The organism is Streptomyces sp. NPDC001933, from assembly GCF_042890955.1.
Classification (GTDB): domain Bacteria; phylum Actinomycetota; class Actinomycetes; order Streptomycetales; family Streptomycetaceae; genus Streptomyces.
The window spans coordinates 75,794-91,943 of the sequence record NZ_JBIASS010000014.1; the positions used below are offsets into that span (position 1 = coordinate 75,794).

Annotated in this window: 16 protein-coding genes and 1 tRNA gene; 9 read left to right on the forward strand and 8 right to left on the reverse strand. The window is 71.2% G+C overall.

Annotation, left to right across the window (positions count from 1 at the left end; translation table 11 throughout):
• Window positions 1-96 precede the first annotated feature (96 nt).
• The 4 genes from ACFYY7_RS29730 (at window position 97) to ACFYY7_RS29745 (ending at window position 4,749) form a co-directional block, all read left to right on the forward strand.
• Window positions 97-1,368, forward strand: a complete 1,272-nt coding sequence (locus ACFYY7_RS29730) for an aspartate kinase (RefSeq protein WP_266731735.1) — start codon at window positions 97-99, stop codon at window positions 1,366-1,368.
• Window positions 1,365-2,429: an aspartate-semialdehyde dehydrogenase gene (locus ACFYY7_RS29735; RefSeq protein ID WP_388666274.1), complete on the forward strand. Its 1,065-nt coding sequence runs from the start codon at window positions 1,365-1,367 to the stop codon at window positions 2,427-2,429. The genes ACFYY7_RS29730 and ACFYY7_RS29735 overlap by 4 nt, the downstream gene beginning before the upstream one ends.
• Before the next feature lie 368 nt (window positions 2,430-2,797).
• On the forward strand, window positions 2,798-3,373 hold the full coding sequence (locus ACFYY7_RS29740; RefSeq protein WP_266731739.1) for a SigE family RNA polymerase sigma factor: 576 nt from the start codon (window positions 2,798-2,800) through the stop codon (window positions 3,371-3,373).
• 149 nt (window positions 3,374-3,522) lie between these two features.
• Window positions 3,523-4,749, forward strand: a complete 1,227-nt coding sequence (locus ACFYY7_RS29745; RefSeq protein ID WP_388666277.1) for a hypothetical protein — start codon at window positions 3,523-3,525, stop codon at window positions 4,747-4,749.
• A gap of 122 nt (window positions 4,750-4,871) precedes the next feature.
• Here the strand turns inward: ACFYY7_RS29745 and ACFYY7_RS29750 are convergent, their stop codons facing one another.
• Complete coding sequence (locus ACFYY7_RS29750) at window positions 4,872-5,765, reverse strand: SURF1 family protein (protein WP_388666280.1); 894 nt, start codon at window positions 5,763-5,765, stop codon at window positions 4,872-4,874.
• Window positions 5,766-5,833: 68 nt separating this feature from the next.
• Window positions 5,834-7,714 (reverse strand): S9 family peptidase, encoded by a 1,881-nt coding sequence (locus ACFYY7_RS29755; RefSeq protein WP_388666283.1) that lies wholly within the window; start codon window positions 7,712-7,714, stop codon window positions 5,834-5,836.
• 70 nt (window positions 7,715-7,784) lie between these two features.
• Between ACFYY7_RS29755 and ACFYY7_RS29760 the strand changes: the two genes are divergently transcribed.
• Window positions 7,785-8,621, forward strand: a complete 837-nt coding sequence (locus ACFYY7_RS29760) for a class I SAM-dependent methyltransferase (RefSeq protein ID WP_388666286.1) — start codon at window positions 7,785-7,787, stop codon at window positions 8,619-8,621.
• 41 nt (window positions 8,622-8,662) lie between these two features.
• A complete protein-coding gene (locus ACFYY7_RS29765; protein ID WP_388666288.1) occupies window positions 8,663-9,052 on the forward strand; it encodes a nuclear transport factor 2 family protein in 390 nt (129 codons plus the stop codon).
• Window positions 9,053-9,084: 32 nt separating this feature from the next.
• Here ACFYY7_RS29765 and ACFYY7_RS29770 read toward each other — a convergent pair whose 3' ends face one another.
• Window positions 9,085-9,435 (reverse strand): hypothetical protein, encoded by a 351-nt coding sequence (locus tag ACFYY7_RS29770; protein WP_388666290.1) that lies wholly within the window; start codon window positions 9,433-9,435, stop codon window positions 9,085-9,087.
• 32 nt (window positions 9,436-9,467) lie between these two features.
• On the opposite strand from ACFYY7_RS29770, the gene ACFYY7_RS29775 reads away from it, so the two are divergent.
• Window positions 9,468-10,385: an MFS transporter gene (locus tag ACFYY7_RS29775; protein ID WP_388666293.1), complete on the forward strand. Its 918-nt coding sequence runs from the start codon at window positions 9,468-9,470 to the stop codon at window positions 10,383-10,385.
• A gap of 78 nt (window positions 10,386-10,463) precedes the next feature.
• Here the strand turns inward: ACFYY7_RS29775 and ACFYY7_RS29780 are convergent, their stop codons facing one another.
• On the reverse strand, window positions 10,464-11,270 hold the full coding sequence (locus ACFYY7_RS29780; protein ID WP_388666295.1) for an SGNH/GDSL hydrolase family protein: 807 nt from the start codon (window positions 11,268-11,270) through the stop codon (window positions 10,464-10,466).
• Window positions 11,271-11,654: 384 nt separating this feature from the next.
• On the reverse strand, window positions 11,655-11,825 hold the full coding sequence (locus ACFYY7_RS29785) for a hypothetical protein (RefSeq protein ID WP_266731752.1): 171 nt from the start codon (window positions 11,823-11,825) through the stop codon (window positions 11,655-11,657).
• Between the two features lie 324 nt (window positions 11,826-12,149).
• On the opposite strand from ACFYY7_RS29785, the gene ACFYY7_RS29790 reads away from it, so the two are divergent.
• Window positions 12,150-14,360, forward strand: a complete 2,211-nt coding sequence (locus ACFYY7_RS29790) for a HelD family protein (protein WP_388666629.1) — start codon at window positions 12,150-12,152, stop codon at window positions 14,358-14,360.
• A 37-nt stretch (window positions 14,361-14,397) separates the two neighbouring features.
• Here the strand turns inward: ACFYY7_RS29790 and ACFYY7_RS29795 are convergent, their stop codons facing one another.
• The gene (locus tag ACFYY7_RS29795) at window positions 14,398-14,640 is read right to left on the reverse strand and encodes an FAD-binding protein (RefSeq protein ID WP_388666297.1); all 243 of its coding nucleotides are present in this window, start codon (window positions 14,638-14,640) and stop codon (window positions 14,398-14,400) included.
• Between ACFYY7_RS29795 and ACFYY7_RS29800 the strand changes: the two genes are divergently transcribed.
• Window positions 14,600-14,863: an IclR family transcriptional regulator C-terminal domain-containing protein gene (locus tag ACFYY7_RS29800; protein WP_388666300.1), complete on the forward strand. Its 264-nt coding sequence runs from the start codon at window positions 14,600-14,602 to the stop codon at window positions 14,861-14,863. The two genes, ACFYY7_RS29795 and ACFYY7_RS29800, sit on opposite strands and share 41 nt — an antisense overlap.
• 155 nt (window positions 14,864-15,018) lie before the next feature.
• Here ACFYY7_RS29800 and ACFYY7_RS29805 read toward each other — a convergent pair.
• Both ACFYY7_RS29805 and ACFYY7_RS29810 read right to left on the reverse strand, forming a co-directional pair.
• Window positions 15,019-15,092, reverse strand: a tRNA-Pro gene (locus ACFYY7_RS29805).
• Window positions 15,093-15,204: 112 nt separating this feature from the next.
• On the reverse strand, window positions 15,205-16,143 hold the full coding sequence (locus ACFYY7_RS29810) for a metallophosphoesterase (RefSeq protein ID WP_388666303.1): 939 nt from the start codon (window positions 16,141-16,143) through the stop codon (window positions 15,205-15,207).
• Window positions 16,144-16,150: the final 7 nt, after the last annotated feature.

Below are 16,150 nucleotides of genomic sequence, written 5' to 3' on the forward strand. Positions count from 1 at the left end.
TGAGCGGGACATCTCACCATGTGGTATCAGCGGGGCGATTCCGGACTGCTCGTTAAACTGAGCCGACAGCAGTAATGGACTGAGCGAGGAGCGCACGTGGGCCTTGTCGTGCAGAAGTACGGAGGCTCCTCCGTAGCCGATGCCGAGGGCATCAAGCGCGTCGCCAAGCGAATCGTCGATGCCAAGAAGAACGGCAACCAGGTGGTTGTCGTGGTGTCAGCGATGGGCGACACGACGGACGAGTTGATCGATCTCGCCGAGCAGGTATCCCCGATCCCTGCCGGGCGTGAGTTCGACATGCTGCTGACCGCCGGAGAGCGGATCTCCATGGCCCTGCTGGCGATGGCGATCAAAAACCTGGGCCACGAGGCCCAGTCGTTCACCGGTAGCCAGGCAGGCGTCATCACCGACTCGGTCCACAACAAAGCGCGCATCATCGATGTGACGCCGGGCCGTATCCGTACGGCGCTGGACGAGGGGAACATCGCGATCGTCGCGGGGTTCCAGGGTGTGTCCCAGGACAAGAAGGACATCACCACCCTCGGCCGCGGCGGGTCCGACACCACCGCCGTCGCGCTCGCGGCCGCGCTGGACGCCGAGGTCTGTGAGATCTACACCGATGTGGACGGTGTCTTCACCGCCGACCCGCGGGTCGTGAAGAAGGCCCGGAAGATCGACTGGATCTCCTTCGAGGACATGCTGGAGCTGGCCGCGTCCGGCTCCAAGGTGCTGCTGCACCGGTGCGTGGAGTACGCACGCCGCTACAACATTCCGATCCACGTCCGCTCGTCCTTCTCCGGACTGCGCGGAACCTGGGTCAGCAACGAGCCGCAAGGGGACCAGAAGGTGGAGCACGCGATCATCTCCGGAGTCGCCCATGACGTCTCCGAGGCCAAGATCACCGTCGTCGGCGTGCCCGACAAGCCGGGTGAGGCCGCCGCGATCTTCCGCACCATCGCGAACGCGGAGATCAACATCGACATGGTGGTGCAGAACGTCTCCGCCGCGTCGACCGGTCTGACCGACATCTCGTTCACGCTGCCGAAGGCCGAGGGCCGCAAGGCCATCGACGCACTGGAGCGCAACCGCGGCACCATCGGCTTCGAGTCGCTGCGCTACGACGACCAGATCGCGAAGATCTCCCTGGTCGGCGCCGGCATGAAGACCAACCCGGGAGTCACGGCGGGCTTCTTCGAGGCGCTGTCGGACGCCGGTGTGAACATCGAGCTGATCTCGACGTCCGAGATCCGCATCTCGGTGGTCACCCGCGCCGACGACGTCATGGAGGCCGTGCGCGCCGTGCACACCGCCTTCGGTCTGGACAGCGACTCCGACGAAGCCGTCGTCTACGGGGGCACCGGCCGATGACCGCGCGCCGTCCTTCGCTCGCGGTCGTCGGAGCGACCGGGGCGATCGGCGGCGTCATGCTCCAGATCCTTTCGCAGCACGCGGATGTCTGGGGCGAGGTGAAGCTGATCGCCTCGCCGCGCTCGGCCGGCCGCAAGCTGGTCGTGCGCGGCGAGGAGAGCGAGGTCCTCCAGCTCACCGAGGAGGTCTTCGACGACGTCGACGTGGCGCTCTTCCTGGTGCCCGACGAGGTCTCCGCGCAGTGGGCGCCGATCGCCGCCGCCAAGGGTACGGTCGTCATCGACGACTCGGCCGCGTTCCGGCTGGACGCGGACGTTCCGCTGGTGGTGCCCGAGATCAATCCGCACGCCGCACGGATCCGGCCACGCGGCATCGTCGCGAGCCCGAACTGCACGACGCTCGCACTGATCGTCGCGGTCGGAGCGCTGCACGCCGAATTCGGCGTACGGGAACTGGTCGTCTCCTCGTACCAGGCGGTGAGCGGGGCGGGCCGGGACGGTGTCGCCGCGCTGCGCGAACAGCTGTCGATGGTCGCCGGTACGGAACTGGGCACGAAGCCGGGGGACGTACGCAGGGCCCTGGGAGATGCGGAAGGCAGCCCCTTCGCTGCCCCGGTCGCCCTCAACGTGGTGCCCTGGGCCGGGACCGAGGCCGGGGACGGCTGGTCCTCCGAGGAGATGGCGATCCGTGAGGAGTGCCGCAAGATCCTGGACCTGCCGGGCCTGCGGATCGCGGCGACCTGTGTGTACGTACCCGTCATCGCGACGCACTCGATGTCCGTGCACGCCCGGTTCGAGAACGAGATCGAGGTCGACCGGGCCCACGAGATCCTGGCGACGGCACCGGGCGTGGTGCTGTACGACAGCCCGGCGGCGGGGGATTTCCCGACGCCGTCCGACGTCGTCGGCACCGATCCGACCTGGGTCGGACGGGTGCGCAAGTCACTGGACGATCCCCGGGGTCTGGAACTCTTCGTCTGCGGCGACAACCTCCGCAAGGGGGCGGCGTTGAACGTGGCACAGATCGCCGAATCGGTGGCCGCGGAGTTCCCCCGGTCCTGATCGAACCGGTTTTGTACTCTCTGTGAACGTCCTGTGAGTAAGTTGAAGGTCTCAACCTCTTGAGATGGGGTGTCGGGGTATCCGACGATGACTTTCGGCCTGCTGCAACCGCCGACCGGAGACTGCGCGTCTATGCGGTCACCTCTGGCGCGGCGGGGGGAACGATTCGGGGCAGTCGGGGTATTCGGGGAAGTGCAGGTACGTATGAGGGCATGTCGCACGGCGGTGAATGTGGTGCCGCGCGCGTACAACCCTGACGGGGGGAAACGTGTCCAACTGGCGTGGCAGAGGTTCTCGAAATCACAGTGGTGGGCCCCTTGCGCGGCGCTTCGGTTCGCCCGCTCCGACGGCCCCGCGCGCCCGGCGGTATGCCGGTGATCGCGCCCATGCCCGCTGCACGTTCCGCACGGCTGCCCGCGCAGCGCGAGGGCGCTGAGGAGAGCGTGGCTGCCGGAACCACGGTCGACCATCTCACCGAGACCTACCGCGCCCACTACCGTTCGCTGCTCGGCCTCGCGGCCCTGCTCCTGGACGACACGGCCTCGTGCGAGGACGTGGTGCAGGAGGCGTTCATCCGGGTGCACTCGGCGCGCAACCGCGTACGGGACCCGGAGAAGACGCTCGCGTATCTGCGCCAGACCGTCGTCAACCTCTCGCGTTCCGCGCTGCGCCGCCGCATCCTCGGGCTGAAGCTGCTCTCCAAGCCCATGCCGGACATGGCGAGCGCGGAGGAGGGCGCGTACGACCAGCTGGAGCGGGACGCGCTGATCAAGGCGATGCGGGGGCTGCAACGGCGCCAGCGGGAGGTGCTGGTGCTGCGTTACTTCGCGGACATGACGGAGGTCCAGGTGGCCGAGACGCTCGGGATATCCCTGGGCTCGGTCAAGGCCTACGGATCCCGCGGGATCGCGGCGCTGCGCGTCGTGATGGAGGCGCAGAAGTGAGCCGGCGCGAGTACGAGAACGGCCCCGAAGGCGAGAACGGCCCCGGAGGCGAGAACGGCTCCGAAGGCGCGAACGGCCCCGCAGATGTGAGCGGCTCCGAGCGGGAGCATCGGCGTGAGCGCCGGAATGACCGGACTGGAAACGGAATTGTGAACCACGACCCTGGAACGGCTGGGGCGGCTGAGGCGGCTGGAGCTGACGGGGCGGCGGAGGCCGCTGAGACCACCGGTACTGCTGAGGCCGCCGAGACCGCTGAGCTCGGCAGTCTGAGCAGCCTCTTCGGCTCGGGGCTCGGCCCGGACAGCGGTCGGGGCAGCGGTCCGGGTGCCGGTCCGGGCGTCGGTGACGGTGCGGATCTCGACGAGGTCGCACTGCGCCGCATGCTGCACGGGGCCGTCCGGAACATCGAGCCCAGCGACGGCACGCTCGACCATCTGCAACGCGCGGTTCCCGTCCGGCGCGCCAAGCGACGTCAGGCCGTCGTCGGACTGGCGGCCGCGGCGCTGCTCATCGGCACCGCCGTACCCGCCTTCGTCCATGTCGCGAACTCCGACGGTTCGAACGCCGCCAACCCCGCGATAGCCGGGCACGGCGAGCAGGCTCAGGGCGGCAACGGCGCCGACGCCGACTCGCAGTCCGGCGGCGAGGCCGGCAGCGGCAACACCGACGGGCAGGCCGACGGCGGTCCGGGCCGGCCCAGCAGCACGAGCAGCCCCTCGGACAGCCGCGGCCAGGGTGCTGACGGCCACCTGTCGGGCGGGGTCGCCGATCCGTCCGGCTCGGCGATGGCGGCGATGCCGGCGTGCAACCCGGAACAACTCGGTGTCGCCTCGGCCGAGACCGGTGCGGCCGGTGCCGACGGCACGGTCTACGGCACCTTCCGGATCGCCAATGTCTCCGGCACGGAATGCTCGGTGAGCAGCGGCGGCAGCGTGGGGTTCCAGGCGATAGGCGCGGCCGACCCGGCGAGGATCGCGGTCGTCCAGCACACCGCGGGTGACGCGGCGGCCGGACTGCCCGACCCTTCGCAGGAGCAGGGGACGGTGCTGCTGAAGCCGTCGATGACGTACGAGGTGAAGTTCGCCTGGGTGCCGAAGGACACCTGCCCGACCGTCGGAGGCTCGCCGAGCCCGACGCCGACCGACGACGCGGGCGGTGCGAGCGGCGCGGCGGCCGCCGGAGCCGGTACGGGAAGCGCGGACGGGACGTCGGGGACGGAGACGCAGTTCGGCAGCGAGGACAGCGGCGGGACGCAGGACGGCAGCGTCGCGGTGATGCACACGCCGGAGCCCGGGGCGCCGGTCGCCGAGACGAAGATCGCCAACGCCTGCTCGGGCACGATCTACCGGACCGGGGTGCTCGCTCCCGCGACGTGACGCGGTACGACGCATGACGTAGACGTATACGACGAGGGGCCCGCCGGATCGACGATCGATCGGCGGGCCCCTCGCGTAAGTGTGCGTCTGTGCCTGCGTCTGTGTTCGTGCCTGCGTGTGCCTCAGGCCGTTCCGGAGCCCACCGCGTCCCTGCTCTTGCCCTCGCCGGACTCGGCTTCCGCTTCCGACGCCGCTTCCTCTTCCTCGACGAGGCCCAGTTGCAGATCGCGCGCGGCTTCGGCCTCGCGGCGGACCAGCCGGAACCACATGAAGAGCACGAACCCGGCGAAGACGAACCACTCGCCGGTGTAGCCGAGGTTCTGGAACGCCTTCAGGTCGAGCCCGGTGCCCTGCGCCGCGGCGGCGGGCACGGGACGCAGCGCGCCGGCCGCCTTGTCCCCGGAACCGGACCCGGAGTCGGAGTCGGCACCGGAACCGGCTCCGGCGCCCGTGTCCTGGAGCGTCACCCATGCGTCGTAGACGTCGTACGGGACGAGGTTGATCAGCGACGCCGCGCTGATCATGCCCAGCTGGCCGTCGGGAAGCCCGCCCGCCGTGTCGACACCCGCGGTGCCGGCGTTCTCGGACGCCTGGAGGTCGCCGGTCACCGTGACCTCGCCGGTCGGTGCGGCGGGCACGGCGGTGCTGCCGGGCTTGCCGGGCAGCCAGCCGCGCACCACGGGCAGCGCCTTGCCGCTGTCCGTACGGAGCATGTTCAGGACGTAGAAGCCGCTCTTGTCGTCCAACTTCCGTCCCGGCACCAGGAACTGGTCGGCGTACCGGCCGGTGGCGGTGGCGGGGCGGCCGGAGGTCACCGTGTCGACGGGCAGGAGCTCGTCGATCGGCTTGGCGGGCCTCGTGCCGGGGGCGGGCTGCTTCTCGGCGGCGTCGTGCGTCTGCACGCGGTCCTCGAAGCGGCCGAGCTGCCAGGTGCCCATGAACACGCAGAACGGGATGGCCAGCACGACGAAGAGGTTGATCCCCCACCATCGCGGGGTCAGCAGGAACCGGTACACCCCTCCACCGTACGGTCCCCGCCCCGGTCGCCCGGAGCGGGGTGCCGACTGAGGGCCGGGTCTGTCCGCTACGAGCCGGACGGGTCCGTCCCCGCGGCCAGGTGGCGCCGGGCGAAGTCCAGCTCCAGGCGGACCTGCTTGATCCGCTCCTCCACTACGAGCGAGCCGTGGCCCGCGTCGTACCGGTACACCTCGTGCACCGCGCCCCGGTCCTTCAGCCGGTCGACGTAGTTCTCGACCTGGCGGATCGGGCAGCGCGGGTCGTTGACGCCCGCCGAGATGTAGACCGGCGCCCGGACCGCGTCGACGTACGTCAGCGGGGACGACGCCTCGAAACGCTCCGGGACCTCCTCCGGCGTACCGCCCAGCAGCGTGCGGTCCATCGCCTTCAGGTTCTCCATCTCGTCGTGGTACGCCGTGACATAGTCGGCGACCGGGACCGCCGCCAGGCCGAGGGCCCAGTCGTCCGGCTGCGTGCCGAGGCCGAGCAGGGTCAGATAGCCGCCCCAGGAGCCCCCGGCCAGGACCAGCTTCTCCGGATCCGCGAGGCCGGACTTGACCGCCCACTCCCGTACCGCGGCGATGTCCTCCAGCTCGATCAGGCCGACCCGGTGCTTGAGCGCGTCCGTCCAGGCGCGGCCGTATCCGGTGGAACCGCGGTAGTTGACCCGGACGACCGCGTAGCCGTGGTCCACCCAGGCGGCGGGGCCGGAGGCGAAGGCGTCGCTGTCGTGCCAGGTCGGGCCGCCGTGGATCTCGAAGACGGTGGGGAACGGCCCCTGAGCCGGGGCGGCGGGCCGCTGGACGAGAGCGTGGACGCGGCCCCCGGGCCCGTCCACCCACAAGTCCTCCACCGGAACGGAAGCCGGGGCCTTCGCGCCGGGCGGATCGAGCACCACCGCACCCGACGTGGACCGGACGACGGGCGGCTGCTCGGCCGAGGACCACAGGTACTCCACCGTGCCGTCCGGCCGGGCCGTGGCACCGGACACCGAACCCGCGGGCGTCTCCACCCGGACGAGCGCGCCGCCCGCCTCCGGCTCGTACCGCCACAGCTCGCTGCGGGCCTCGAATTCGTGCACGACCAGCAGCGCGGAGGCGTCCGGATACCACTCGGCGACCACATCGCCGGGCAGATCGATCGCGAGCTCCGTCTCCACGCCGGTCGTCGGGTCCCAGATCATCGGCTCCCAGCGGCCCCGCCGCTGGTGCCCGACCAGAAGCCTCGGGTCCCCGGCGACGGGGGCGAAGCCCAGCACGGACAGGCCCAGCTCCTTCGTGCCGCCCTCGGTGTCGTCCAGCTCGGCGACCGTCGTCCCGTCCGGGCGCACCACGCGCAGCGCGGAGTGCATCGCATCGCCGTGCTCGGTGTGCTCCAGGGCGATCAGCGTCCCGTCATGACTGAGGTCGCCGACGCCCGCCGACTCGCGGTGCCGGTAGATCTCCACGGGAGCCGCGCCGGGCCGCACGACGTGGACCGTCGTCCCTTCCTCGTCGGTCGAGCGGCCGGCCACCGCCGTGCCGTCCCGCCCGATCGCGAGCCCGGCCGGGTAGGAAGGGCCGAGACCGGGCATCGCCGGCTCGTCACCCGGCTGCCCGTCCTCACCGCCGTGGAACGGCTGGCGCATCCACACCCCGAACTCGTCGCCATCGGTGTCGGCGAACCACCAGACCGACTCCCCGCCGGGCGTCAGCAACCCGTCCGTCGTGCCGTTCGGCCGGTCGGTCACCTGGCGCTGCGCGCCGGTGGCGCGGTCCCACGCGTACAGCTCGTACGTCCCCGTGGCGTTGGAGACGAACAGCGCGCGGTCGGGTGCGTCCTCCGCCCAGTCGGGCAACGACACCCGCGGCGCCCGGAAGCGCTGCTCCCACTTCGGTGCGGAAGCGGCCGCCGCAGCAGTGGGGCCCGGAGCGGAAGGGGCCGTCGTCGAGCCAGTGATCTCAGTCATGCCCCCCATTCTGCGTCGGAACGCCGACAATTCGTTCGCGTCGTCCTCAGCCTGTGGATAACCTCCCGGCATGCATGCACCGACCCCTGACGACTGGCGCGAGGCGAACCGCGCGCTCTGGGACGAGCGCGTCCCCATCCACGTCACGAGCGACTTCTACGACCTCGAGTCGTTCCGCGCGGGGAAGGACGCCCTGCGCGACTTCGAAATCGCCGAGGTCGGGGACGTCACGGGCAAGTCCCTGCTGCATCTTCAGTGCCACATAGGCGTCGACACCCTCTCCTGGGCCCGGCACGGCGCCGCACAGGTCGTCGGCCTGGACTTCTCCGAGCCGGCCGTCGAGACCGCGCGCGTCCTGGCCCGCGAGCTCGGGTTCGGCCAGGACCGGGCGGCGTTCGTCGCGGCCGATGTCCACGACGCCGCGGAGGCCGTCCCCGACTCCTCGTACGACATCGTCTACACCGGCATCGGCGCGCTGAACTGGCTGCCCGACATCCGTCGCTGGGCCGAGACCGTCGCATCGCTCGTGGCGCCCGGGGGGTTCCTCTACCTCGCGGAGTTCCATCCGATGACGGACTGCCTCGACGACGACACCGGGACGAAGGTCGACCACGACTACTTCAGCCGCGACGCATGGGTGGACGAGACGCCGGGCACGTACGCGGACTTCGACGCGCCCACCGTCCACAACCGCAGCGTCGAGTGGCAGCACCCGATCGGCGAGGTGGTGTCGGCGCTGGCCGCCACAGGGCTGCGGATCGAGTTCCTGCACGAGCACGACGCCTCGCTCTTCGCCCGCTTCCCGACGCTGGAACGGCAGAGCGACGGCTACTACCGCTTCCCGGCCGACCGGCCGCGCATCCCGCTGATGTACTCCATCAAGGCGTCGCGGGCGGCCGATTCCTGAACAAGGGCGGATTGTCAGTGGCGGGGTCCAGACTCGGACCCATGACGACGACTGCCGATCTGCGCGCCGTGGTGGAGACGTACTGGAGCGCGGCCGATACCCGCGACTGGGACGCCTTCGCCGCGACGCTGGCCGACGAGGTGCTGTACGACCTGCCGCAGACCCGCGAGCGCATTCGCGGGAAGGAGCGGTACCTGCGGTTCAACCGGGAGTACCCGGGGGACTGGCGGGTCCGCGTCGAGCGCGTGGTGGCCGACGGCCAGGAACAGCAGGCCGCCGTCCGTACGCGCTTCACGGCCGGCGGCGAGGAGTTGCACGCCATTCACTTCTTCGTGTTCGACGCGACGGGGCGGATCAGCGGGATCACCGACTTCTGGCCCGAGCCGTACGAGCCCCCGGCGGGCCGGGAGCACCTCGTCGAGCGGTACTGAGCGGTCCCGGCTCCCAGCCCCGGTTCCCGGCCTCAGCCGTCGGACGGGTCCGGCTGCCTGGGACCCGAGCGGTCCCATCCGGGGGCGCGGACATCGACCGTCAGCGTGTTCATCACGACTTCCTCGCCGCACGTGCGGCAGATCCACGCCGCGTCGAGATCGTGCGCATGGGCATTCCCGCCCGCGTCCTCGGCCGCACGCCCGGCGGCTTCCGCGACCGGCTCGTGGACCATGACCACCGGCCGGTCCTCCAGCACCCACCGGTCGCCCCAGTCCAGCAGCGCCCGGATGACCGGCGCGAGATCGCGCCCGGATTTGCTGGTCGACACCCCGGCGGAGCGCCGCCCCCGGGCCATCCGGGGCTGGGCGGCGATCGGCGGCATCGCGGCCGGCCTCGGTCCGGTGGTCGGGGGGCGTGCTCGTGGAGGCCGACTGGCGCTGGGTCTTTCTCGTCAATGTGCTGGTCGGCGTGATCGGGCTGCTCGCGGGCGCCCGGCTGCTGCCCGATGCCCGCCCGCACCGCGAGGGCCCCTTCCCGGACCTCGTCGGGGCGGTGCTGCTCACCCTCGCGATCGCCGCGCTGGCGCTCGCGCTGGTCAAGTCCGACGCCTGGGACTGGAGTTCGCCGGGAGTCCTGGTTCCGCTGTTCGCGACGGCCGTTCTCGTCGCGGGCTTCTGGATACGGTCCGCCCGGCACCCGGCCCCGGTCGTCGAGCTGCCGATGCTGCGCACCCGGGTCTTCGCGACGGCCACCCTCGCGGCTCTGCTCTTCACCGTCGCGTTCGCGGCGATGCTGCTGACGTCGGTGCTCTGGTGCCGGCAGGTGTGGGGTTACCCGGCGATCCGTACCGGACTCGCCATCGCGCCGGGGCCGTTGGTCGTGCCTGTGCTCGCCGTTCTCTCGGGACCGGTCGTCCGCCGGCTCGGGGCGGGCCGCACGGCGGCACTCGGCTGCCTGCTGTTCGCCTGCGGGCTCGCCTGGTGGGCCGTCGCGCTCGGCGCGGCTCCGCACTACGCGAGCGGCTTCCTGCCCGGCATGGTGGTCACCGGCATCGGAGTGGGCCTCGCTCTCCCCACCCTGGTCGGCGCGGCCGCCGCGGCCCTCCCGCCCACCCGTTTCGCCACCGGATCGGCCGTCACCACGATGGCCCGCCAGACGGGTTCGGTGCTGGGGGTGGCGCTGATGGTCACGCTGATCGGTGCGCCGGACGGGCCGGGCGAGGCGCTCGACGCCTTCCGCCACGGCTGGTGGGCGGCCGCGGCCACCGCCATGCTCGCCGCGTTCGCCGCCCTGGCCCTGCACCGGCGGGACGCCGCGTCGGTCCCCGCCTGACCGGGGGCAGCAGTGCGGCGGACGACCGGGAGAACCCCGGCGGCCCGCCGCACTTTCTGCACCTCCGTCGTCCGCGTCCTACGCGGCCGAGCGGAAGGCCGGAAGGTAACCGCCGGACTGCCCGGCGGCCTTGGGGTGGTACGAGTTGTAGACCGGGATCGACACGCTGTGGAGCCAGGCGTCACCGGAGCACAGCTCGTGCCCGGCGAAATCGTCGACCACGCTGGAGAACGTGAACCCGGCGTCGGCCGCCTGCTTGGCGATGACCCCGTTCAGCACGTCGGAAGCGTTGTTGATGGCCGCCCGCTCCTTCTCCGAGAGTCCGGCGATGCAGCTGCCGCTCAGCTGGTAGAAGCGCGGGTAGCCCAGCACCACGACATGGGCCTGCGGGGCCCGCGACCGGATGGAACCGTAGAGCGAACTCAGCTTGGACGGAAGCGAGTTCTGGACCTGCGAGACGGCCGAGCCGACGCTGCTGAGGCAGGCGGCCTCACCGGAGAGCACGCAGTCCTGCATGACATCGGCGAACCCGACGTCGTTGCCGCCCGCGGTGACGCTGACCAGGCCGGTGGACGAGCTCAACGCCCCCAGCTGGGTACCGGCCACCGAAGTGGTCGTGGCACCGGAACAGGCCACGAAGGCAAAGGAGGAAGGCGAGTTGGCGGCCGCCCAGAGGTAGGGGTAGGACTTGGTGCTGCGACGGCAGTCGCCGCTGTCGGAAAGGTAGCTCCCCGCACCGACGCCGGAGGAGTACGAGTCGCCGAGGGCGACGTACCCGCCGGCGGCGGCCGAGGAGTCTGCCGAGGCCGGCTGGGCAATGCCCAGCGCGGCCACGGCGGCGAGGACCAGAGTGGATGCGGACGCCCAGAATCTCCGTACCGACATGACTGTCAGCCCTCCGAAATGTGGGGGGTGGGTGGGGGGTTGGTTGAGCGCCACGTTTCTAGCAGCTGTTGGTACCGGCCGGTAATAGCTGCGGAAGAACTGGTCTGATATGCCCGAATGATCATTCGGGTGCGGTAGCTCCGCGCGTAGATAAACCTCTGGGAGCGCCCAGAACGGGCGATCTGTCGGCGGGAGTTCGCACATCGGCGGGAGGTTGCACGCCGGTGGGGGGGGGTACGGCGGCGCGCGCCCGCTCGGCGGGCGCGCGGACCTGCGGGATCAGGGATCAGGGATCAGGCGGACACAAAAAAACCGCCCTCCGCGGTGGCCGTCCCCAGGGTGGGGGCGCCGCCGCGGAGGGCGGTTGTCGTGGTTCTGAGAGGGTCAGTTGTGGCCGAACCTCCGCTGCTTCCGGTGGGAGACCTGTTCTGAGATCGAGTGCACCGTCTCCTGGGCGGCCGTTGGCCGCGTCTGCTCCTTCGTCTCCGGAGCAGCGCTGCGTTCGTGGCCGCCGGTGCGGGCACCCCGGTTCTGCCGACTCTGCTTCTTGCCCACGATCGTGCCTCCTGTTGCGGATCTCGGACGATGGGCCATCACCAGACTCGCATGCAGGTGCGAAAGGTGCATTCCGGGTGGCGGGCGCCTGGTGCGACTCCCCCCGGGGGCCGGGTCCGGCGGCAGGTCGCTCGTGCCGGGACCCGCGGCGCCCGCGGACCGCGCCATAAGCACAGGAAATCCCCGTTCCACAATTGCGGAACGGGGATTTCCTCACGTATATTGAGTGGTTCTGTGTGCACAGAAAAAGGCCCCTCAAGGGGGCCCTACAAGAATCACCATATCCGGCAGGGAGTGATTTTGTCAACTCGCGAAAACGTCGAATTGCAGAAGGAGCAGGAATTCATCGACCGGCTCTACGACCGCGTCGACACGCTGCACGGGGTCGCCGCGCAGCACGTCGAGGACGCACTGACCCCCGTGGGGAACGGGCTGCAGGCCCGCCTCGAACGCGATGTGCTCGTCGCCGAACGTTCCGGCCTGCTGGCAGCGCTGAACGCGGTGGACGGTTCACTCTGCTTCGGCCGAATCGATCTCCGTGACGGCGCGGCGCACCATATCGGCCGTATCGGAATTCGCGAGGACGACACCGAACACACGCCTCTTCTCATCGACTGGCGGGCACCGGTCGCCCGGCCCTTCTATCTCGCCACCGGCCATACCCCCATGGGGCTGCGCAGGCGCAGGCACATCACCACCGACGGCCGCACGGTCACCGAGCTGCACGACGAGATCCTCGATCTCGGGGACCGTGAACGCAGCGGCTTCGAGGACCCGAGCGGTGACGCCGTGCTGCTCGCCGCGCTCGGCGCCGCCCGTACCGGACGCATGGGCGACATCGTGCGGACCATCCAGGCGGAGCAGGACCGCATCATCCGCGCCCCGCACCGCGGTGTCCTCGTCGTCGAGGGCGGCCCCGGCACGGGCAAGACGGCGGTCGCCCTGCACCGTGCGGCCTTCCTGCTGTACGAGCACCGTGAGCTGCTGGCCAAGCGCGCGGTCCTGGTCGTGGGCCCCAACCCGGCCTTCCTCCGCTACATCGGCGAGGTGCTGCCCGCACTCGGCGAGACCGGGGTCATGCTCGCCACGCAGGCCGAGCTCTTCCCCGGCGTCCACGCCCGCGGCACCGACACCCCCCGCGCGGCAGCCGTCAAGGGCGGCGCGGCAATGGCCGAGGCACTCGCTCTCGCCGTACGCGACCGGCAGGGGCTGCCCGAGCCCGGCGCACCGGTGGTCATCCCGCACGACGACGGGGATCTCGTCCTGGACCGGGAGATCGCCCACGAGGCCCGCCGGGCGGCCCGCGAGACCCGGCTGCCGCACAACCTCGCCCGCCCGTACTTCGCGTTCCACGTCATCGACGCCCTCACCGCCCAGCTCTCCGAAAGCATCGGCGCGGATCCGTACGGCGGCCCCAACTTCCTCGGCCCGGACGACATCGCCCAGCTCGGCAAGGGCGTCGCCGCGAGCGAGGAGGTGCACGCCGCCGTCGGAGCGCTGTGGCCGGTGCTCACCCCCGAGGACTTCCTCGCCGACTATCTGGCCGAGCCGGTCCACGTGCCCCAGGAGGATGCCGAGGCCATCCGGCGCGTTCCCGGCGGCCGGGAGTGGACTCCGGCCGATGTACCGCTCCTGGACGAGGTGGCCGAACTGCTCGGGGCGGACGACAGCGCCGAGCGGGCCGCCGCCGAGGCCGAGCGCCTGCGGCGGGTCGCCTACGCGCAGGGCGTCCTGGACCTGTCCCGGGGTTCGCAGACGTACGAGTTCGAGGACGAGGAGTCCGAGGTCCTGGCCGCCCACGATGTCATCGACGCCGAACGGATGGCCGAGCGGCACGAGGAGGCCGACCACCGGAGCGCGGCCGAGCGGGCCGCCGCCGACCGGACCTGGGCGTTCGGGCACATCATCGTCGACGAGGCGCAGGAACTGTCGCCGATGGCATGGCGGTTGCTGATGCGCCGGTCCCCGACGCGCTCGATGACCCTGGTCGGCGATCCGGCGCAGACCTCCGAGGAAGCGGGCGTCGGCTCGTGGGAAGGGATCCTCGAGCCGTACGTGGGCGATCGCTTCGAGCACGTGAGGCTGGGGGTCAACTACCGTACGCCCGCCGAGATCATGGAGCTGGCTGCCGGTGTCGTACGTGCCGAGGACCCCTCGTTCGAACCGCCCAGGTCGGTACGGTCCACCGGCCGGACGCCGTGGACACGGGACGCCGGGGCGGATCTGGCGGGCGCGGTGGCGGCGGCCGTCGCGGAGCTGACGCCCGAGGAGGGGCGCCTCGCGGTGATCGCGCCCCGCGCCCTGCACGAGGAGATCGCGTCCGGGACCGACGGGGTCACGGCCGGCGCCGAACCCGACCTCACCCGTACCGTGGTGCTGCTCGGCCCGCGTGAGGCCAAGGGGCTCGAATTCGACCATGTCCTGGTCGTGGAGCCGGGGCGGTTCGGGACCAGCGACCTGTACGTGGCGCTCACCCGGGCGACACAGCGGCTGGGCATCGTCCACCGGGAAGAACTGCCCGAGCCGCTGCGCTGATGCCGGGGGCGGCGCCGGTGACCGGGGGGTCAGGCCGTCAGGCCGTCGGGCCCGAGGCCGACAGATGCTCCACCGCGATCCAGCCGAAGGCCATCGCGGGGCCGATCGTGGCGCCGGGGCCCGGGTACGTCTCCCCCATCACGGCCGCGGCCACGTTCCCCGCCGCGTACAGGCCCGCGATCGGGGAGCCGTCCTCGCGCAGTACGCGGGCGTCGGCATCGGTCAGCAGCCCGCCCTTGGTGCCGAGGTCGCCCGGGCTGCGCGCCGAACTGGCCGACATCCGCACCCGCGGCGTCGCCTTCGGCCGCGAGCCCGCCGACGGCATCGGCTGCGTGGCGACCCCGGTCATCGGCGCGGGCGACCGCTCACCGCTGGCGGCCATCTCGCTCAGCGGCCCGGCCGACGCCATGGAGCTACCCCGCCTGGCCGCGCCCCTTCGCCACACGGCGGCGACCCTGCGCAGGGGAGCGCCGACACTGGCCGAGGGCGTGGCACAGCGGTGACGGCCGAGCACATCCTCAGTTCCCGCGCCCCCGGGGAGCCACCTGCCGAAGCCGGCTCCCCGACGGTTCGCCGATGGCCTCCGGAATGACCCCACAACGCAGGTCAGGCCCGGTACTGATTTCTCAGTACCGGGCCTGACCTGGTGTTTCAGCTGTCGGGGTGGCGGGATTTGAACCCACGACCTCTTCGTCCCGAACGAAGCGCGCTGCCAAGCTGCGCTACACCCCGATCGCCGCCGATGTCCTGGCGACATCGATTACTTTAGCCCACCCGCGCCCGCAGACGAAATCCGGTTTCTGATGCGTCGGCCGGGGAAGGGCCGGGACCCGGGGCGGGGGCCTCAGTCCCGGGGCGTCAGGGTCAGCAGGGTCGCTTCCGGCGGGCAGGCGAAGCGGACCGGGGTGTAGCGGTTGGTGCCGCAGCCGGCCGAGACGTGGAGGTAGGCCCGCCGGTCGTCGACGGTGTGGGTGGAGAGGCCCTTGACCCGGTCCGTGTCCAGGTCGCAGTTGGTGACCAGGGCCCCGTAGAAGGGGATGCAGAGCTGGCCGCCGTGGGTGTGACCGGCCAGGATCAGGGGGTAGCCGTCCTGGGTGAAGGCGTCCAGGGAACGCAGGTAGGGGGCGTGGACCACGCCGATGGAGAGGTCGGCGCCCGTCTCGGGGCCGCCGGACACCTCCGCGTAGCGGTCGCGCTTGATGTGCGGGTCGTCCAGGCCGGTGAAGGCGAGCTCAAGGCCGTCGATCTTGAGGCGGCCGCGGGTGTTGGACAGGCCCAGCCAGCCCGCCTCGTCGAAGGCGTCGCGCATCGGCTCCCAGGGGTTGTGGACGACGCCGACCGCGGGCGCGTTCCCGTTGAGGCCGTGCTTGCCCCGGGCCTTTTCGATGAGGTAGCGGGCGGGGTTGCGGAGTTTGGGGCCGTAGTAGTCGTTGGAGCCGAAGACGTACACACCCGGGAACTCCATCAGCGGGCCGAGGGCGTCGAGCAGCTCGGGCACGGCCTCGGGGTCGGAGAGGTTGTCGCCGGTGTTCACGACGAAGTCCGGGCGCAGGCCGGCCAGCGACTGGAGCCAGGCCCGCTTCTTGCGCTGGCCGCCCACCATGTGGATGTCGGAGACCTGGAGCACGCGCAACGGGCGTGCCCCGTGCGGGAGTACGGGGATGGCGACCCGTCGCAGGCGGAACGAGCGGGCCTCGAATCCGGCGGCGTAGGCGATGCCGGCTGCGCCGATCGCCGCGCCGACTGCCGTGACTTTCAGGGGTACTCCGTAGCGTGCGCGCATGCGCCCA

Bases quoted from the DNA above. Each gene is read 5' to 3' on its own strand.
- ACFYY7_RS29735 (WP_388666274.1), top strand. From the start codon at position 1,365: ATGACCGCGCGCCGTCCTTCGCTCGCGGTCGTCGGAGCGACCGGGGCG.
- ACFYY7_RS29740 (WP_266731739.1), top strand. From the start codon at position 2,798: ATGCCGGTGATCGCGCCCATGCCCGCTGCACGTTCCGCACGGCTGCCC.
- ACFYY7_RS29755 (WP_388666283.1), bottom strand. From the start codon at position 7,714: ATGACTGAGATCACTGGCTCGACGACGGCCCCTTCCGCTCCGGGCCCC.
- ACFYY7_RS29760 (WP_388666286.1), top strand. From the start codon at position 7,785: ATGCATGCACCGACCCCTGACGACTGGCGCGAGGCGAACCGCGCGCTC.
- ACFYY7_RS29765 (WP_388666288.1), top strand. From the start codon at position 8,663: ATGACGACGACTGCCGATCTGCGCGCCGTGGTGGAGACGTACTGGAGC.
- ACFYY7_RS29770 (WP_388666290.1), bottom strand. From the start codon at position 9,435: ATGCCGCCGATCGCCGCCCAGCCCCGGATGGCCCGGGGGCGGCGCTCC.
- ACFYY7_RS29780 (WP_388666295.1), bottom strand. From the start codon at position 11,270: ATGTCGGTACGGAGATTCTGGGCGTCCGCATCCACTCTGGTCCTCGCC.
- ACFYY7_RS29795 (WP_388666297.1), bottom strand. From the start codon at position 14,640: ATGTCGGCCAGTTCGGCGCGCAGCCCGGGCGACCTCGGCACCAAGGGC.
- ACFYY7_RS29810 (WP_388666303.1), bottom strand. From the start codon at position 16,143: ATGCGCGCACGCTACGGAGTACCCCTGAAAGTCACGGCAGTCGGCGCG.